This is a genomic window from Rhodoglobus sp. G.S.23, from assembly GCF_056675935.1.
The window spans coordinates 541,096-559,928 of the sequence record NZ_CM155237.1; the positions used below are offsets into that span (position 1 = coordinate 541,096).

Below are 18,833 nucleotides of genomic sequence, written 5' to 3' on the forward strand. Positions count from 1 at the left end.
GTGCGTTGGCGCGCCGCAAATCGAACCCCCCGATTCGATAAGTCCACTGGACAACCGCGAAAGCGTTGGTCTTTGCGTGACACTCGCGGTATTTCCGCGATCGTTGCTTTGGCCCTGGTTGTTGGATCTGGCTTGGCTGTTGTCTCTGTGTCATCGGCTGCCGAAGCTCACACGCCGAGCATCTCTGTCTCGTGTGAAGGCGTCACGGTAACCGGTAAGTACTACGAGGCAAGCGGTTCTCGCGAAGGCCAGCAAAACCTCATCAAGTTCCAGCTTGAGGGTGGCAAAGAGCAAGTAATTCCCTTCAGCAAGAACGGTGAGCACTTCTTTGCGTTCCCCAACTCCACTGATGCCCACACCTTCACCGCATCGGTGACAGCGTGGAACGACCCGACGAACACCAGTTGGAACCGTACGTGGACGAAGACGTCAACGCCGTGTGTCTCTCAGAGCATCGTCAACGTCACGGCATCGAGCTGTGATGTACCCGGCGGCACCACCGGAATCACTGCAACCTTCAAGGGACTCGTCGCGGATCGCAAGTATGAACTGACTCTTTCTGGCGGCGCTGCGGGAACCCAAACAGTCATGTACACGCCGACTCAGACCACTGGTAGCTACACGTGGCAGGGAATGGTCGCAGGCGGAACCTATGAGGTGAAGATCACAGACACCACCAACCGTGCTCTTACGGCCTGCAAGACGGTTCAGTCGCTCGCTTGTCCCGAGACTTCAGGAATCGCCATTGTTCCCAACGAGTGCAGCGTTCCTGGTGAAGGCGCATCCATCAAGGTGAACCTCAGTGGCCTCGTCATTGGTCGCGAATACCGCGTCAGTATCGTCAACGCTGGCTCAGACGCCGTCGTTGACAGCCACACCTTCGTCGCTAACTCAGCAACAGGTGCCTACAACTCACCGGCAACACCCTCGGCTAGCTACTACGCGACTGTTGTAGACACGGGGGCAGCAAAGGCTGTGCCGCTGAAGAGCGCAACGCACACATTCCTTCCGTGCCCCGAACTGCTCGTCAAGCCGACCCTGATGGCTACCCAGTGCAACGTCGTCTCTGGCGATGCTGAAGGCGAAATCACGGTTGCGGTTGAGGGCCTCGTTCCTGGCCGCTCGTACACCGTGGTCATCACCGACCCGGCTAACAAGCCGGTACTCACGAACAGCAACTTTGTTGCGACTACTGACCGTTTTGATGCTGAACTGAAAAACCTCGCCGAAGGCACGTACACGGCAACGGTTACTGATGTCATGTTGCCCAACAACACAGCGAGTGCTTCTGCAACGCTGCTTCCGTGTGCCACTAACGACACGACGGTCGAACTGACCGCCGAACAGTGCACGGCTCCTGGTGGCACCGCGGCACTCACCGCTACCGTGTCCAACTTCAGCGTCGGCCGCGACTACACCGTCACACTCATGCGCGACAATGTCGCCGTTGGTGCAGCCCAGAAGCTTGATTCGCGAACCGCTGACGCACAGAAGTTCACCTTCGACGGGCTCGCCCCGGAGAAAAGCTACCGCGTAGTGGTAACGGACACGCTGTCGGATCCCACTGTCACCGCTGCTGCCGACATGTATCTCGCCGCATGCCCGGGAAACCCGATCGTGATGATTAGCCAGACCGAGTGCAACGTACTGGGTGCATCGACAATCGCGGTCTCCGCAAGCGAGCTCGTTGTCGGCCAGAACTACACCGTCACAGTCATCAACAAGGTGACCGGCAAGGCAGTCGAAGGAATCGCACCGATTACCTTCGAAGCGGACCTGCCCACACTTTCGCTCAACATCACCGACGTGCCGAACGGAGAGACCTACACCGTCTCGATCGTCAACGCCGACAAGACATTGAGCGCCGAAGGCGACATCACGCTGGAACTGTGCGACCTGCCCACGTTCCCGCTTCCCCCCGAGGAGCCACCCACAACGGTGCCCCCGACGGTTGACTTGCCGACACTAGACCTGCCGACATTGGCGTTCACAGGCTCGAGCACAATCGCTCCGACACTCGCTGGACTCGGGTTCCTGCAGCTCGGATTGGTGCTCGTAGGGTTCAGCGTGGCGCGACGACGTTCGGTAGTTCGCGAAGGCTGATCCCGACTGTTCGGCGGGTAACTTCGGTTGCCCGCCGAACCTTCTCTCACGGTTTCTCGCACAGCGCACTCTTGCGCTGTGCGATTGGCCGTTAACGAGGTTTTCGCGAACTAGTCTCGAACTATGAGCACAGTAGGTGGCCCCCATCGTGGCGGTCGGGTCAGCGGCGGCGACTATTCGGCACAGAAAGCCGCCAACGCAGCAGCCCCCAAAGTTCCTCACCTCTTGCGGCGTATCGCAGAACTCTTTGAGCCCCACCGCGCGGCTCTAGCGCTCACCATCACGCTCGTGCTCATTGGCGCTGCGGTTAGCGTTCTCCCACCATTGCTAACGAAGCAAGCGTTCGACGAGGGGCTGTTCCCCGCTGGCGGGCCCAACATTCCCATATTGATGCAACTCGTCAGCATCATGGTCGGACTCTGGGTTGCATCCGCAGCCCTCGGCGTGTGGCAGACCTTTCTCACAGCAACAGTCGGCAACAAGGTCATGGGTGCCCTTCGGGTACGGCTTTTTGACCAACTCCAGCACATGGAACTCGCTTTCTTCACGCGAACCAAGACCGGCATCATCCAATCACGACTCCAGAACGACGTCGGTGGTGTCGCCGGAGTATTGAACAACACTGTCTCGAGCGTTATCGGCAATACGGTGACAGTGATCGCCGCGTTCATCAGCATGCTGGTTCTCAGCTGGCAGCTCACGATCGTCGCCATCATCGTGCTGCCAGGCATCGTTATTGCCCAACGCCGAGTCGGTCAAGTTCGTGCGCGAATCGCCACCAAAACTCAAGAGTCACTGAGCAACATGACGGCGATCACTCAAGAGTCACTCAGTGTTTCAGGCATCCTGCTGTCGAAGAGCTTCAACCAACAAGACGTGGAAACCGAACGCTACTCCGACGAAAATGAGCAGCAGGTTGGCCTTCAAGTGCGCCAACAGATGAGTGGGCAATGGTTCTTCGCGACCGTCAATATCTTCCTCTCCATCATCCCCGCGATTGTCTACGTCGTCGCCGCCTATCTGATTACCGATGGTGTCGATGTCACTGCGGGCACAATTGTTGCCTTCACTACAGTTCAGGCGCGGCTCATGTTCCCCCTGCTTGGTCTCATGCGCGTTGCGCTTGATCTGCAAACATCTTCGGCACTCTTTGCCCGCATCTTCGAGTACCTTGACCTCAAGCCGGCCATCACCGATAAGCCTGATGCCCACGAGGTCCGGCCCAAAGCGCTTGGCGCCGTCGCGTTCGACAACGTGACCTTTAGATATCCGGATGCTGACGCATCCACTAAGGCCACTCTCGACTCGGTCTCATTCTCGATCGAGCCTGGGCAGTACGCTGCCTTTGTCGGGCCGTCTGGTGCTGGAAAGACAACGGTCTCGTATCTGATCCCTCGTCTGCACGAAGCGAGCGAGGGCAGAGTACTTTTCGCCGGCGATGATGTGCGAGATCTCACGCAAGACTCACTCATCCAAAACATTGGCATCGTGAGTCAAGAGACGTACCTCTTTCATGCGACGATCGCCGAAAACCTCTCCTATGCACGACCGGACGCCACAATCGATCAACTCGAGGCGGCCGCCCGCGCGGCCAATATCCACAACACGATCATGTCGTTCCCCGAAGGGTACGCAACCGTGGTCGGGGAGCGCGGTTACCGCCTGTCGGGCGGGGAGAAGCAGCGCATCGCGATCGCTAGGGTGCTTCTCAAGGACCCGAGCGTGCTCATCCTTGATGAAGCAACTAGTGCCTTGGATTCCATTTCGGAGCGCACCGTTCAAGGTGCACTGGACACTGCATCGCGGGGCCGTACGACCATTGCTGTAGCGCACCGCTTGTCGACGGTGCGTTCCGCCGACGTGATTTTCGTTGTTGATGGTGGTTCGATCGTGGAACGGGGAACCCACAGCGAGCTCATCACTCTGGGCGGCGTCTACTCGCGGTTGTATGCGGAACAAAACCGTACCGACTAGTTGACGTGTCTTAACCCGACTTTTGCGGCGTCGCAGAGTCCGTCGAAGCGGGCGTAGGCTGGCATAGTCCTCGGGGTTGCGGACACATTGCTTTCTGTCGCGCCCACATCGGGCACTCTCTACGCAAGGATTAGATTGACTACCGTTGTTCATCCCGGTGACTCGCTCTCTGCTCGCCAAAGACTTGTCTATGTTTTGGTGCTTGGGGCGCTGACTGCCCTCGGCCCGTTCACCGTTGATCTCTACCTCCCAGCATTTCCGCTGATTGAAGCAGATCTGCAGACAACGGCTGCCGTTGTGCAGCTCACGCTTACCGCGACCACGCTTGGTTTTGCCCTCGGTCAACTGATTGTCGGCCCGCTGAGCGATCGCCTCGGTCGGCGCCTGCCACTGATCGTTGCTACAAGCGTTCACTTGTTAGCGAGTCTCGGAGTGGCGCTCGCCGGCAATATCGAGTTGCTGTTCGTGTTCCGGCTCATTCAAGGCATGGGCGCTGCTGCGGGCGCTGTGGTCGCCATGGCTGTCGTTCGTGACCTCTTCGGAGGTTTACCGCTCGTGCGCATGTTGTCTCGGCTAGCGCTCGTGCAGGGCTTGGCACCGATTCTGGCCCCGCTCATCGGTTCGCAACTGCTACTGATTACCCCGTGGCGTGGAATGTTTGTCTTCCTCGCAATCTATGGCGCACTCGTGTTGATGGCTGCCTGGTTCTTCATCGTCGAGACCCTCCCAGCCGCACGTCGCCGCGACTTCGGCCATGCCACCACTCGTGAGCGCTACAAGTCACTCTTCACCGACCGCGTATTCGTGGGCACCGCAATCATTGCGGGCATGACGTTCTCCGGGCTATTCGCCTACCTCGCTTCGTCTCCATTCCTGCTACAAAACGTCTATGGTCTTGACCCGCAAGCTTTTGGGCTTGTTTTTGCCGTGAACTCCATCGGCGTCGTAATCGGTGTTCAAACGAGTGCATTCCTCATGCGGTATGTCGGCCCACAGTGGATCCTTGCGGGGGCTGGTGTCATGCTGCTGCTGTCTGCATCCACCATCGTCTTCTTGGATGTGGTGAACGGCGACCTGATTACCGTGCTGATTCCTCTGTTCTTCTTTGTCATGGCGTGTGGTTTCTCGTTCCCCTGCACCCAAGTGTTGGCGCTGGCAAATCATGGGGGAGAGGCTGCTACTGCAGCATCCGTTCTGGGAGCCGTGAACTTTGGTTTGGCCGGTCTTACCTCACCCATTGTGGGAGCGTTCGGAATTACCAACGCGATTCCTATGGGCATCGTCATGGGAAGCACCGCGATTGTCTCCATCATCGTGATGTGGACCGTCGTACGTCCGCGCTCGGTGCCCGCCCTCTCGCGGTAGAAAACGATCGATCGCTCTGAGGTCGATCAAGCACTGATCGTGAGCGGCCAGGCACAGTCGTGGGTCGGCACGCATAGAGCGAATTGTGAGGATGCGCCGCTAGCGTAGGAGAGTGAACAACGATCTCCCTCACGCGGACGCGCGCCGCATCACCGCACTGTGGCCGCTCATCAGCGGGGTTGGCGCACTTGCTCTCGCTGTTGTGCTCGGAGTGCTCATCGCTACGCGAAACAGCCCCTTCAGCCTTGATCAGCTCTTGCTCGCGGACTTCGTGAATATCCGCTCCCCGCTCTTCACAATGCCAGCGCTGGCCATGAACTTCATCGGCGGCGGCTGGTTCGGTGTGTTCGTTGTTCCTTTGGGTGGCGCACTCGCGTTTTTTCTTGCCAAGCGACGATGGGCTGCGTTCTATTTCATCGCAGCCGCTGCAGCGAGCGCGGGAGTTGTCCAACTCCTCAAGACCACCTTCGGTCGCGCACGGCCAACAGAGATTCTGGTTACGTCCGATCTTGGTTCATTCCCTTCTGGGCATGTTGCAAACGCGGCGACGCTTGCTGTGGTGCTCATCATCTTGCTGCAACGGCGCTGGGTCTGGATCGCCGGCATTATCTACACGATCCTGATGATGGTCAGCCGCACCTACTTGGGCGCTCATTGGCTCAGCGACACGATCGGCGGTGCACTGATCGGAGTTGGCGTTGCCGTGATTCTGTGGGCACCGTTCGCACGAAAACTTTCCGCCGAAACCGGGTAACAGCGTTGCGATACAGCTCGGGCGCACCGCGACTCATTATCCGAAGGGGCACTCGCGGCCCCGTTCGATAAACTCAGGACATGACGGATGCCGCAGCGCAAGTAGAAGCAGCCAAGAAGGCCCTAGCGGAAGCACAGGCCGCGCTCGCGTCAGCCGAGGCGGCGTCTGCAGAGACGAAGGCAGCGCAGGCGGAAGCAGCGCTAGCGGAAGCAGCGCAGTCCACGACAGCAGCGCCTGAGCCAGCAGCGCAGTCCACGCCAGCCGCGCCTGAGGCGGCCGCGCCTGAGCCAGCAGCGCCCGAGCCGGCCGTGTCGAAGTCAGCTTCGTCGAATTCGACAAGTGGCCCGCTCAGTGCTGATGAAGTTAGCGCTATTCGCGACGGCTATGCGTTCGAGGGCGAGGTGCTCGAAATGGGAGCGCTCGTCAATGGTGATGCTCTCTCTGACGTTCCTGTGCGCATTCCGATTGCAATGCTCAATCGCCACGGCTTGGTTGCTGGCGCAACGGGAACCGGCAAGACAAAGACATTGCAGGTACTCGCTGAGCAGCTCTCGGCTGCCGGTGTCCCCGTTTTCGCGGCCGATATCAAGGGGGACCTTTCCGGCATTGCCACCGCTGGGACGTCAAGCGAACGGTTGCTGGAACGTACAGAATCGATCGGTCAGGATTGGCAGCCCGCGGCATCCCCGACCGAATATTTCACGCTTGGCGGGATGGGCACTGGCGTTCCGATTCGCGCAACCGTGTCGAGTTTTGGGCCGCTGCTGCTGTCGAAAGTGCTCGGCCTCAATGACACTCAAGAGTCGAGTCTCGGCCTAATCTTCCATTTCGCAGATCAGGCGGGGTTGCCCCTTGTCGATCTCAGCGATTTGCGGTCCGTTGTTCAGTACCTGCTGAGTGACGATGGCAAAGCCGAGTTGAAGAACCTTGGCGGGCTTTCTTCGGCAACCGCTGGTGTCATCCTGCGTGAGCTTATTGGCTTCGCCAACGAGGGTGCTGATGCGTTCTTTGGTGAACCTGAAATCGACACTTCGTTGTTCTTGCGCACTAATGCCGAGGGCAAAGGCCTTGTGAGTTTGCTCGAAATTCCGGGAGTAAATGACAAGCCGGCGCTGTTCTCAACGTTCCTGATGTGGCTTCTCGCTGACCTTTTCAATGACCTCCCCGAAGTGGGAGACATTGATAAGCCCAAGCTCGTCTTCTTCTTCGACGAAGCGCACTTGTTGTTCAATGACGCGTCAAAGGATTTCATCGACTCGATCACTCAAACAGTTCGGTTGATTCGCTCGAAGGGTGTTGGCGTGGTTTTCGTGACGCAGACGCCGAAGGATGTTCCGAGTGACGTGCTCGCGCAGATCGGTTCGCGTTTTCAACACCAGTTACGAGCGCACACTCCGGATTCGGCTAAGGCGCTCAAAGCGACTGTGTCGACCTATCCGACCTCAGGCTATGACCTCGGTGAGGTGCTAACAAGCTTGGCCACTGGTGAAGCAATCATCACGGTGATGAACGAGAAGGGTGCACCCACTCCGGTGGCCTGGACTCGTCTTCGCGCACCTCGAGGCTCAATGTCTCCGACGGTTGCGGGTGTTATGGAGGCAGCGGTTGCGGCTTCACCGTTGATGGTGACCTATGGCACTGCGGTTGATCGGGAATCTGCGCGCGAGATCTTGGCAGTGAAGATGAATGCTGCCGCCGAAGCGGATGCCGCGGTTGAGGCGGCCGAAGAGGCAGAGAAGGTGGCGAAAGCGACTGCCAAGGAGCAGGCCAAAGTGCAGGCAGAGTATGAGCGCGCGCTCAAGGACATGAACAAAAAGACTGCGCCAAAGTCGTCGACGCGCACCACTCAGCGCACCTCGACGCGCAAACAACCGAACGTTTTGGAAGGCGTCTTGGGTTCACGAACTGGACAGACGGTAGTGCGAGAGGTTCTTCGCGGGATTTTTTCTACGCTCAAGAGGCGCTAGAGCGAGCGCGCCGTTTGGCGCATTCGCGAGTTGTTTCCGTTCCAGTACGCGGTGCCATACCCCCGCGTTTCTGGGGTTCTCGGCGGCAATTCCTGCGAGAAGTGGGGTGTGGGGCCGGCCCATGCCGTTCGCTGTTGCCAAATTGTGATCATCCAATTTCGCTAAAACTGGTTGCGTTCACTTGTCAAACTCAACGGTTCGCAGTTTACTGGGCAAGGTCCGATTCACTTCTTGAACGGAACAGCACTCACTTTCCAATGGAGGAACACAGAATGCGTAAGCCACTATCCATTATCGCTGGGGCGGTGGCCTTGGGCCTCGTTCTCGCGGGCTGCTCAAGCAACACCGGGTCAGACCCGGAAAACGCTAACCAGGTTGAGGTATTCACCTGGTGGGCATCAGGATCTGAAAAGGTCGGCCTCGACGCTCTCGTCAAGGTATTCCAAGAGCAAAACCCGGATGACGAGTTCATCAACGCTTCGGTAGCTGGCGGCGCTGGCTCCAACGCAAAGGCTGCGTTGGCATCACGTCTCGAAGCTAACAACCCGCCGGACACGTTCCAGGCCCACGCCGGAGCCGAGCTCACGGACTACATCAACGCCGGTCAACTTCAAGACCTCAGCTCGTTCTATGAAGACAACGGGCTCACCGACGTCTTCCCCGCGAGCCTCGTAGAACGCCTCACCGTTGACGGCGCCATCTACTCCGTCCCCAGCAACATCCACCGTGCCAATGTCGTTTGGGCCAACACTCAGGTGCTCACGGATGCCGGCATCGACCCGATGGCTGCCCCCGCTGACATCGACGCGTGGCTTGCAGACCTCGAGAAGCTCAAGGCTGCCGGAGTCGAGACGCCTCTCGCACTCGGTACCGAGTGGACTCAGATGCAGCTCTTCGAAAACGTTCTCATCGCTGACCTCGGCGCAGACGGCTACTCGGGACTCTGGACCGGCGACACCGCTTGGGACGACGCAGGAGTAGAAACTGCGATCGGCCACTACGGTGAGCTTCTCGAATACACCAACAGCGACTTCGCTGGTCTTGACTGGGATGCTGCAACGCAGATCGTTCTTGACGGCAACGCTGCATACAACGTCATGGGTGACTGGGCCGAGTCTGCATTCCAGCAGGCTGGTTGGACCTACGACAACGAGTACACCACCTGGGCAACCCCCGGCACCGAAGGAGTCTTCGACTTCCTCGCTGACTCGTTCACGCTCGCCGTTGGTGCACCTCACGAAGCAGCTGCACTCGACTGGCTGACGACCATCAGCTCCGCTGAGGGCCAGAAGGCTTTCAACCTCGCCAAGGGTTCGATCCCGGCACGTACTGACACGGTTGCCGCTGACTACCCCGCGTACCAGCAGACCGCTATCAAGTCGTTCGGTGAAGACACCGTTGTTAGCTCGCTCGCACACGGTGCAGCAGCAAGCATTGCCTGGTCGGGAGACATCTCCTCGGCCATTGGTAAGTTCGGTGCCGACCGCGACGCAGCATCGCTGCTTTCCGGACTCGTCGCAGCTTCTGACAAGGCTCAGGGCTAACTAGCACAACGAGACATGGTGGGTGGGGGCAGTAATGCTCCCACCCACTTCTACCGTGGCAACCGAGGAGCTTGCGCGTGAAAAAGGGCTATAAAAACTGGGGGCCACCGCTCCTACTGATCACACCGACGATCATCGTCATAGGCGTATTCGTGTATGGCTTGATCGGAGCCAATATTTCGGTGTCGCTCAGCAATCGGCACAGTCTTGTGCCGGCGACCGAGTTCGTTGGTCTCGACAACTACTTCGCTCTCTTCGCAGAAGAGCGCTTCATCCACTCGCTGCAAAACCTCGGTGTCTTCACCGTGTTCTTCATCGGTGGAACCATGCTTTTCGGCTTCTTGTGGGCGTGGATGCTCGACAAGGGCGTTACCGCTGAGGGTGTCTTCCGCTCGGTGTTCCTGTTCCCGATGGCTATCTCGTTCGTGGCATCCGGTGTCGTGTGGCGCTGGTTGCTCAACAGCGCTGAGGGTGATCGCGCATCCGGATTGAACCGCATTTTCGAGATCATGGGTCTCGACTTTCTCCAAAACGCGTGGTGGAGTGAACCGGGTTGGGGCATGGCGGCAATCGCCCTGCCAGCGATCTGGCAACTTGCTGGCTACGTCATGGCGCTGTTCCTCTCCGGGTTCCGCGGAATCCCGATGGAGTTGCGTGAAGCAGCCCGCATGGATGGCGCAACAGAGTGGAAGCTCTACCGTTACGTAATCTTCCCGCAGCTGAGCCCCGTCGCGCTCTCAGCCCTCATCATCGTTGGCCACATGTCGCTCAAGGTCTTCGACCTCATCATGGCGATCACGAAGTCGATCTACCAGACAGAGGTTCCCGCAACCTACCTGTGGGTTGCTCTCACCGCTAACGACTATGCAAAGTCCGCAACGATCGCGACAATCCTGTTGCTCTTCGTCGCCGTACTGATCGTTCCTTACCTCATCTATACGGCTCGTTCAGAGAGGAAGCAGCGATGAGCGTCACTACTGAAACCAAGAAGCCTCGCATCTCAAGCAAAATGGATATGCCGGGAGATTCGACGCTCCGAAACCGCAAGCGTGTGAGTCGCACCATCAAGTACGTGTTCCTCGTACTGTTCCTGATCGTTGTCCTCATGCCCGTCTACGTGCTTATCGTCACGAGCCTCAAGCCACCACAGGATGTAAACCCGGCAACCTCATGGGGACTACCCGTTCGTTGGCCCTGGGAACCCGCTCTCGAGGGCGGACCCACCGGTTTCGACAACTGGTCGCTCGCGTGGAATGCGCTTTCGGCATCCATTGGTCGCACCTTCCTGTTGGCGATTCCTGCCGCACTCATCGCCTCATTCTTGGGCGCAATGAACGGTTTCGTGCTCGCCCGCTGGCGCTTCCCGTATGCCGACATCGTGTTCACGGTCATCCTGTTCGGAATGTTCATTCCTTACCAGGCGATCATGACTCCGCTGGTGCAGATGAAGACAACGCTGGGGTTGCCGAGCGACATTTCGACCCTGCTGATTGTTCACGTTATTTATGGTCTGCCGATTTGTACGCTGATCTTCCGCAACTACTACGCCGGCATTCCGCACGAGTTGATGGAAGCATCCCGCATGGATGGTGCCGGGATGTTGCGCACCTTTGGCAGCATCGTGTTGCCACTGTCGCTGCCCGGCTTCGTTGTGACCATCATCTGGCAGTTCACCTCGGCGTGGAACGACTTCTTGTTCGCGTTGTTCCTGTCTAACCAGAACGAGGGGCCAGTATCGCTCTCGCTCAACAACCTGGCACAGGGTGCCCAGCTCGCTAACTACGGTGCTGCAATGGCTGGTGCGCTGCTCGCATCGCTGCCAACACTCGTCGTGTACATCGTTCTCGGCAAGTACTTCATCGGCGGACTAATGAGTGGGTCAGTCAAGAGCTAGTTCCCCGTACGGCAGAGTGCCGTGGTATCGACATTCGCTTCGGCGGTGGCGGTACCGCGGCATTTGTCGTTAAGCGGCGTGACCCGTTGAGCGGCGTGATCCGTCAAGCGGCGTGATCCGTCAAGCGACAGGTGTCGTTACGCGGAGTGGGCTGCTATGCACCGTGCGCTATGGGCGCTGCTCCGCTAGGCAGTGATGGAACGGATGAGCGCGAGCACACCCATGAGGATTGCCGCCGTAGTGACGGTGCCCCCGACCGCGATGATAGCCACGAAGACCGGGTGGCGCTCCATGAAGTAGAGGGCGTTTGGGTGGTCCTCACGGAGTTCACCGGTAGAGACTGCGCCGGGAATGGTGACGACGGGAACGTCGAATTCTGCAGCAACAACATCCATATCTGCTTGGGTCCAATACTGGCCGCGCATGCGAAGCAGGCGCTTCTTGTTCGCGCCCAAGATGACCATTTGCGAGCGCGTCTCTGAGCCATCACTCGTATAAACCTCTGCCCGCAATAGTGAGACAGCATCGGATTTAGCGAAGTGGGTGAGTCGTCCGAAGAAAAACCCACGCTCAGTCACCATCGGTGAAGCAGGACCAATCCAGATTGCACTGCGAAAGTAAGAGACGGATGCCGCAACGGCCGCGACTATGGCCGCAACGTGGGTTAGAGCAACAGCTAGCCACGGGCCGTTGGGCACGGTGAGGGTGTAGAGCACGCCGAATACCGGAATGGTGAAAGCGAGCCCAGCAAACAAACCGCGGCGAAAGAGGGATATTGGTGGCCCGAGTCGACGACGCAAGTCATTTCGCAAAGGTGTGCTGCTGTCGATCTCGTGCGGCAACGGCGTTCCCTTCGTATTTTCGCAAATCGCGATCACAACGGGTTAGAGCGGAGAATGGGGGATTCGAACCCCCGAGGGCTTGCACCCAACACGCTTTCCAAGCGTGCGCCATAGGCCACTAGGCGAATTCTCCTGGCGAATCGAACGCGCGATAGCGCAAACGACCTCATGTGATCATAACGGGGTGAACCGTTCAGCGGTAATCGGGCGCGCGTCGCGGCAACCGTTGTGTCTGCCACGGGCGATCGCGGGCTGCCAAAGATTTGGGTAGACTGGTTTCGGCTCCTCGCGTGGCGCCATCCAGGCCAACTCCCCCAGGACGGAAACGTAGCAAGGGTAACCGGGCTCTGGCGGGTGCGCGAGGGGTCTTTTCTTTTCCGTCACGGACTCCTCTTCTCTGTGCCGGGGAGGATTTTCGGGCCCGTTTCCTGTTCGCCGCGTAGTCTGAAGCGGTGGCGAGGAACATTTACATTACTTCCATCGAGGGCCACGCTGGCAAGTCCACCATCGCCCTCGGTCTGCTTGACACGCTCAGTCGTGAAGCGACACGGCTCGGGGTATTCCGGCCCGTCGCGCGAACCAGCGATGAGCGAGACTATGTGCTTGAGATGTTGCTTGGCCATGATGCTGTCGATGTCAGTTATGACGATGCTGTTGGCGTTGGCTATGACGATGTACATGCCGATCCCGAAGCCGCACTGAGCCGCATCATTGAGCGGTTCAAAGCAGTCGAAGCGCAATGCGACATCGTGGTGATTCTCGGTTCTGATTACACGGATGTTGGCAGCCCGACTGAATTGTCGTACAACGCGCGGGTCGCGGCGAACCTGGCAGCCCCGGTCCTCCTTGTTTTGGGGGGTCAGTCTGAGGATGGCGAGAGCCGTACCCCAGACGACCTTGCTCAGGTTTATGCGATTGCCCATCAGGAACTTGATGCCGCTTTCGCACAATTAGTTGGCGTGGTGGTCAACCGTTCTGATCCAGAGCAACTGCCGGAGATTATTGCCGGGGTGAGTGCTGTGGTCGGTGGGGATACCCCGGTGTGGGCGATCCCTGAAGACCCTTTCTTGATTGCTCCGAGTCTGGCATCGCTACTGGAGGCGGTCGATGGTGAGCTGCTCAAGGGCGATCGCGAACTTTTGTTGCGTGAGGCTCTCGGCGTGGTTGTCGCCGGGATGACGATGGAGAACGTTCTTACTCGACTGATCGAGGGTTCGGTTGTTGTGGTTGCCGGCGACCGATCGGATGTGCTGTTAGCGACTCTGATGGCGCATGCGTCTGAGACGTTCCCGTCATTGGCTGGCATCATCCTGAATGGCGGGTTTGACCTGTTGCCGCAGATCGAACTGCTCATCGATGGTCTCGATTTGTCGTTGCCGGTTATTCGTACCGGATTCGGTACTTATGACACGGCACGCATTATTACGAAGACGCGGGGGCGTTTGGCGGCAGATTCGCCCCGCAAGTTCGACACCGCTCTTGCCCTGTTTGAGCAGCATGTTGATGCCGAGGTGCTCGTGCAGCGACTCGATCTGCACCCGTCAACGGTGGTTACGCCCCTCATGTTCGAATATGGGTTGCTCGATCGTGCGCGGCAGAATCGGCAACACATCGTTCTTCCTGAAGGCGGAGATGACCGCATCCTTCGGGCATCGAGCACGTTGTTGCGTCGCGGTGTCGCGAAGCTGACGATCCTGGGAGACGAGGGAGAAATTCGCGGTCGGGCGGCTGAGCTTGGTCTCGATATCTCGGCTGCGAGCATCCTGAGCCCTTGTGATGCAGAACTACGCGAACGGTTTGCGACCGAGTATGTGAAGTTGCGTTCCCACAAGGGCATGACGATGGAGGTCGCCCGCGAGACGGTCACCGATGTGTCCTACTTTGGCACCATGATGGTGCACTTGGGGCTGGCAGACGGCATGGTTTCTGGGGCAGCCCATACAACGGCCCATACGATTCGTCCGAGTTTCGAAATCATCAAAACCAAGCCCGATGTCTCAATCGTGTCGAGTGTGTTCTTGATGTGTCTCGAAGATCGGGTGCTGGTTTACGGCGACTGTGCCGTGAACCCTGACCCGGATGCCGCCCAGCTCGCTGACATCGCAATCTCGTCGGCTGCGACGGCCGCACAGTTCGGGATCGACCAGCGCATTGCGATGCTGTCGTACTCGACGGGGTCGTCTGGCAGTGGTGCAGATGTCGACAAGGTTCGCGCGGCGACAGCTCTCGTCGTCGAACGCCGACCAGATCTGGCCGTCGATGGGCCCATCCAATATGACGCGGCAGTGGATGCTGCGGTTGGCAAATCAAAAATGCCAGACTCAGAAGTCGCCGGCCGAGCTACGGTCTTCATCTTTCCCGATCTCAACACCGGCAATAACACCTACAAGGCTGTTCAACGCAGTGCCGGAGCGGTTGCCATCGGGCCAGTACTGCAGGGCCTCCGCAAACCCATCAACGATCTCTCGCGGGGTGCGCTTGTGCAAGACATCGTGAACACCGTTGCAATCACCGCGATTCAGGCTCAAGGGGTTGCCGCCCAAGTTGAGGCAACCGCCGCGACCGCTAAGGCGACTGCAGCCGTGACTGTGACCTCAGCCGCGACCGGCACCACAGCCGCGACCGGCACCGAGTCCAGCACGCACCGAAAAGCAGGCAAGCACTCGTGACAACGGTCTTCGTCGTGAACTCGGGTTCTTCATCCATCAAATGGGAACTTCTGGATGCCGAATCCGGCTCCGTCTACAACGGCGGCATCGTGGAACGCATCGGCGAAAGCGGTGGGGGAGCGGCAGACCACGACGATGGGATGCGACAGATTTTGGCGGAGCTCGGGAACGAGCATCCGGCAGTCGTTGGTCATCGAGTGGTGCACGGGGGAGCGGAGTTCACTGCGGCTACCGTCATCACCGATGAGATCGAGGCGCGGCTTGACGAACTTTCGGTGCTCGCGCCGTTGCACAACCCGGAAAACTTGAAGGGCATTCGTGCTGCGCGAGCTGCCTTCGCAGCTGTTCCCCACGTTGCCGTCTTCGATACCGCATTTCACGGCACGCTTGCGCCCGAGGCCTACACGTATGCAATCGACGCTGACGTTGCCCGGGAGCACGGCATCCGCCGGTACGGGTTTCATGGCACGTCCTACCGCTACGTGGCTGGCAGGGCAGCGGAGCTCCTCGGCCGTGAACTGAGTGAACTCAAACTCATCGTGTTTCACCTCGGCAATGGTGCATCGGCGTGTGCCATCGACGGCGGTCGCAGTATCGATACCTCGATGGGGATGACGCCGCTCGAGGGCCTCGTCATGGGAACACGGTCGGGCGATATCGATCCCGGGGCGCTCTTCCACCTCGGTCGCGCCGGAATGACTCTGCCCGAATTGGATCAACTCCTCAACCGTAGAAGCGGCCTGCTGGGAATGACCGGAACCGGCGATATGCGCGACGTGCAGTCAGCGGCGGAGTCAGGAAACGAGATCGCCAAGGCTGCGCTCGCCGTCTACTACCACCGCCTTCGTCACTACCTCGGCGCGTACCTGGTGGCGCTTGGCGGTGCAGATGCCATCGTCTTCACGGCAGGCGTTGGAGAGAACAACCCGAACACGCGCCTCGCAACCGTTGAGGGTCTCGAAGGGCTAGGGATTGTGATCGATCCCGAAGCCAACGCTCAAGCGAGCCGAAGCGAGCGCGTGATTTCGGCATCCGATTCACCGGTGAAAATTCTGGTGATCCCGACGAATGAGGAACTTCAGATCGCCCGCGAATCGGTCGCTGCGTCAAATCTCTAGGTAGATCTGCGTTGGGTATCCGACGCACTCAGCGTCTTTCGTGTGCCCGGTTTGGGTGCCTTGTGCGCCTTCCGCGTGCGCCCTAGCGTTGAGTAAGCCGACAGGAATGAGGTTTAGGGGAACCAACCATTCCGGCATACGAGTGATCTCACAACTGCAGGATCGTTAACTACTCGGCACAACAGCGGCCGCGGCGCGCAACCACAGGGGCCCGGTCTGTCGTGTCTTGAGAATCGAGCGCGTGCAGGGCTCGCCTCCCCCGGGGAGCCCTGCACGTCTATTCGACAACGTTTGCCACGGATCAGGTGTGGCGGTGATCGGTAACCAGCCGACCACAGATGATTCGGAACCGCCGTAGCGATGGATTGCCCGATTCGTAAAAATTCTTTGCCGAGACTTACTGACGCGACCTGATCGCTCTTCGCGCGTTGGGATCGTCAGTGGGCACGACTACGCTAGGGGCGTGGTTGCTGCCCTATATCGTCGATACCGGCCCGAGACTTTTGCTGAACTCATCGGGCAGTCTCAAGTGACCGATCCGCTGCGCACAGCGTTGCGCACCGACCGTGTGAATCACGCCTATTTGTTCAGTGGGCCGCGAGGCTGTGGCAAGACGACATCCGCCCGAATTTTGGCACGCTGTTTGAACTGTGCTGAGGGCCCGACCGACACTCCGTGTGGCGTCTGCCCATCCTGCGTTGAACTTTCTCGTGACGGTGGTGGATCGCTCGACGTTGTTGAGATTGACGCGGCAAGCCACAACGGTGTTGATGATGCCCGTGATTTGCGCGAGCGTGCTGTGTTTGCTCCGGCCCGTGACCGTTTCAAGATTTTCATTCTCGACGAAGCCCACATGGTTACTCCTCAAGGCTTCAACGCGATGCTCAAAATTGTGGAAGAGCCGCCCGAGCATGTGAAGTTCATCTTTGCGACAACCGAGCCAGACAAAGTGATTGGCACGATTCGTTCGCGCACTCACCACTACCCATTCCGGTTGGTGCCGCCCGCTCAAATGCTTGACTACGTTCAACAGCTCTCCGAGAGCGAAAAGGTAGAAGTTGAGCCAGGTGTTTTGCCGCTCGTCGTGCGGGCAGGTGGCGGATCGGTTCGAGACACGCTCTCGCTACTCGATCAGTTGATCGCCGGCTCAGACACCGCGATGGTCGGCTACGAACGTGCCGTTGCCCTGCTGGGCTATACCCATGCAGAACTGCTTGACGAAGTGATTGATGCCCTCGGCTCTGGTGACGCCGCTGCCGCATTCTCTTCAGTTGATCGCGTCATTCAGACCGGTCAGGATCCGCGCCGTTTCGTTGAAGATCTTCTTGAGCGGATGCGCGACCTCATTGTTGTTGCGGCAACCGCCGACCATGCAGCAAGTGTTTTGCGAGGTATCCCGCAGGATCAACTTGAACGCATGGCCCAACAGGCACACACTCTGGGCGCTGCTGAACTGTCCCGCGCCGCCGACGTCATCAACTCGGCCCTCTCTGAGATGACGGGGGCGACATCCCCACGACTGCACCTTGAGCTGATGATTGCGCGCATTTTGGTTCCGGCGAGCGACAACACCCAGCGCGGTGCGCTCGCTCGTGTCGAACGCCTCGAACGCCGAATCGGCATCGAGGGTGACGGATCGTTGCCCGCGGCAGCTGCCACACCATCCGCTCCCGCGCCCGCAGCGACACCCGCTGCGTCACCAATGACTCCTCCCGTGACGGCGCCAGCGGCGCGTGTCGAGCCACCAGCGCCGGCCGCGCCCTCGGTCTCGTCCCCGGTCTCATCGAAACCCGCGGAATCCGGCAGCGTACTGTCGACTCCTCCCGCAGCAGCGCGCACCACTCCCGTCTCAATCCAGCAGGTGAAAGACGCCTGGCCAGAAATCTTGGATGTCGTGCAAAAGCTCAAGCGCACGGCGTGGATGGTCGTCTTCACCGCCAAGCCGCTTGAGCTTCGTGATGACAAAATTCTGGTACTTTCCTTCCCCAGTGAACGCGATGTTGATGCGCTCAAGCAGCGCAGCGCCCCTGGCGAAGGTGTCGGGGATTACCTCAAGAAAGCCTTCATCCACGTGCTCGGCTTTGAACCGGCACTTATGGCACGCGTTGAAGGCACCTCTCCGGCTCCTGCCGCAACTGCTCCTCAGAACTCATCGGCAGCTCCGACCCCCACGGCTGAATCTCAGCCTCGCGCCACTCCACCCGCTCCGCCAACTCCACCCACTCCGCCCGCCGGCGATGAAGGCCCGGAACCGGAGGAACCAGCGCCAGCGGAAGATCGTGAGCCTGGCGGATGGGCGGTAGCGGCCATCCCCGAGTCCGAGCCAGAGCCAGAGGGTGATCCTTCGATGTCGCGCAGCGCGGCAGCTGCAGCATCGAGCGCGGCCAAACAGGACGTCCCCAAGGCATCGACACCGGCGTCAACTCCCGACGCGGCATCCGCCCCGCCAGCGGAAGAGCCACGACCATCAATGTCAGCTGCGGCAGCAAAGATCGACAAATCTCGCTACGGAGAGTCAGTGGTGCGCGAACTATTGAATGCCACCTTTATCGAAGAGCAGCAGGTTGCTCCACGCGTAACGCCCCAGCCGAGAGACGAGTAAC

General features: G+C 59.1%; 12 protein-coding genes, 1 tRNA gene and 1 other RNA gene. 12 read left to right on the forward strand and 2 right to left on the reverse strand.

The features are described 5' to 3' along the window. Nucleotides 1-72 precede the first annotated feature (72 nt). The 8 genes from AC1ENN_RS02650 (at nucleotide 73) to AC1ENN_RS02685 (ending at nucleotide 11,601) form a co-directional block, all read left to right on the forward strand. On the forward strand, nucleotides 73-2,103 hold the full coding sequence (locus AC1ENN_RS02650) for an RTX toxin (protein WP_480406620.1): 2,031 nt from the start codon (nucleotides 73-75) through the stop codon (nucleotides 2,101-2,103). A gap of 123 nt (nucleotides 2,104-2,226) precedes the next feature. Next, nucleotides 2,227-4,077: an ABC transporter ATP-binding protein gene (locus AC1ENN_RS02655; protein WP_449648354.1), complete on the forward strand. Its 1,851-nt coding sequence runs from the start codon at nucleotides 2,227-2,229 to the stop codon at nucleotides 4,075-4,077. 135 nt (nucleotides 4,078-4,212) lie between these two features. Then, nucleotides 4,213-5,442, forward strand: coding sequence for a multidrug effflux MFS transporter (locus tag AC1ENN_RS02660; protein WP_449648353.1), 1,230 nt, complete (start codon nucleotides 4,213-4,215; stop codon nucleotides 5,440-5,442). 112 nt (nucleotides 5,443-5,554) lie between these two features. Further along, nucleotides 5,555-6,196 (forward strand): phosphatase PAP2 family protein, encoded by a 642-nt coding sequence (locus tag AC1ENN_RS02665; protein ID WP_449648352.1) that lies wholly within the window; start codon nucleotides 5,555-5,557, stop codon nucleotides 6,194-6,196. An 80-nt stretch (nucleotides 6,197-6,276) separates the two neighbouring features. Then, nucleotides 6,277-8,163 (forward strand): helicase HerA-like domain-containing protein, encoded by a 1,887-nt coding sequence (locus tag AC1ENN_RS02670; protein ID WP_480406621.1) that lies wholly within the window; start codon nucleotides 6,277-6,279, stop codon nucleotides 8,161-8,163. A 272-nt stretch (nucleotides 8,164-8,435) separates the two neighbouring features. Next, entirely contained in the window at nucleotides 8,436-9,707 is a 1,272-nt protein-coding gene (locus AC1ENN_RS02675) for an ABC transporter substrate-binding protein (protein ID WP_480406622.1), read from the forward strand. Between the two features lie 77 nt (nucleotides 9,708-9,784). Further along, nucleotides 9,785-10,675 carry a carbohydrate ABC transporter permease gene (locus tag AC1ENN_RS02680; RefSeq protein ID WP_449648349.1) on the forward strand — a complete coding sequence of 297 codons (891 nt, stop codon included), beginning with the start codon at nucleotides 9,785-9,787 and terminating at the stop codon, nucleotides 10,673-10,675. Continuing rightward, complete coding sequence (locus tag AC1ENN_RS02685) at nucleotides 10,672-11,601, forward strand: carbohydrate ABC transporter permease (protein WP_480391692.1); 930 nt, start codon at nucleotides 10,672-10,674, stop codon at nucleotides 11,599-11,601. The genes AC1ENN_RS02680 and AC1ENN_RS02685 overlap by 4 nt, the downstream gene beginning before the upstream one ends. 185 nt (nucleotides 11,602-11,786) lie before the next feature. On the opposite strand, the gene AC1ENN_RS02690 is transcribed toward AC1ENN_RS02685, so the two are convergent. Both AC1ENN_RS02690 and AC1ENN_RS02695 read right to left on the reverse strand, forming a co-directional pair. Beyond that, nucleotides 11,787-12,443, reverse strand: a complete 657-nt coding sequence (locus AC1ENN_RS02690) for a hypothetical protein (RefSeq protein ID WP_480406623.1) — start codon at nucleotides 12,441-12,443, stop codon at nucleotides 11,787-11,789. Nucleotides 12,444-12,491: 48 nt separating this feature from the next. Beyond that, nucleotides 12,492-12,576 (reverse strand) — tRNA-Ser (locus AC1ENN_RS02695). Between the two features lie 144 nt (nucleotides 12,577-12,720). On the opposite strand from AC1ENN_RS02695, the gene ffs reads away from it, so the two are divergent. The 4 genes from ffs to AC1ENN_RS02715 all read left to right on the forward strand — a co-directional run bounded on the left by ffs (nucleotide 12,721) and on the right by AC1ENN_RS02715 (nucleotide 18,832). After that, an RNA gene (ffs, locus tag AC1ENN_RS02700) (signal recognition particle sRNA small type) lies at nucleotides 12,721-12,817 on the forward strand. Between the two features lie 78 nt (nucleotides 12,818-12,895). Continuing rightward, complete coding sequence (gene pta, locus AC1ENN_RS02705) at nucleotides 12,896-15,112, forward strand: phosphate acetyltransferase (protein WP_480406624.1); 2,217 nt, start codon at nucleotides 12,896-12,898, stop codon at nucleotides 15,110-15,112. After that, the gene (locus AC1ENN_RS02710) at nucleotides 15,109-16,230 is read left to right on the forward strand and encodes an acetate/propionate family kinase (protein WP_480406625.1); all 1,122 of its coding nucleotides are present in this window, start codon (nucleotides 15,109-15,111) and stop codon (nucleotides 16,228-16,230) included. The genes pta and AC1ENN_RS02710 overlap by 4 nt, the downstream gene beginning before the upstream one ends. Nucleotides 16,231-16,693: 463 nt before the next feature. Next, nucleotides 16,694-18,832 (forward strand): DNA polymerase III subunit gamma and tau, encoded by a 2,139-nt coding sequence (locus tag AC1ENN_RS02715; protein WP_449648344.1) that lies wholly within the window; start codon nucleotides 16,694-16,696, stop codon nucleotides 18,830-18,832. Nucleotide 18,833 lies beyond the last annotated feature (1 nt).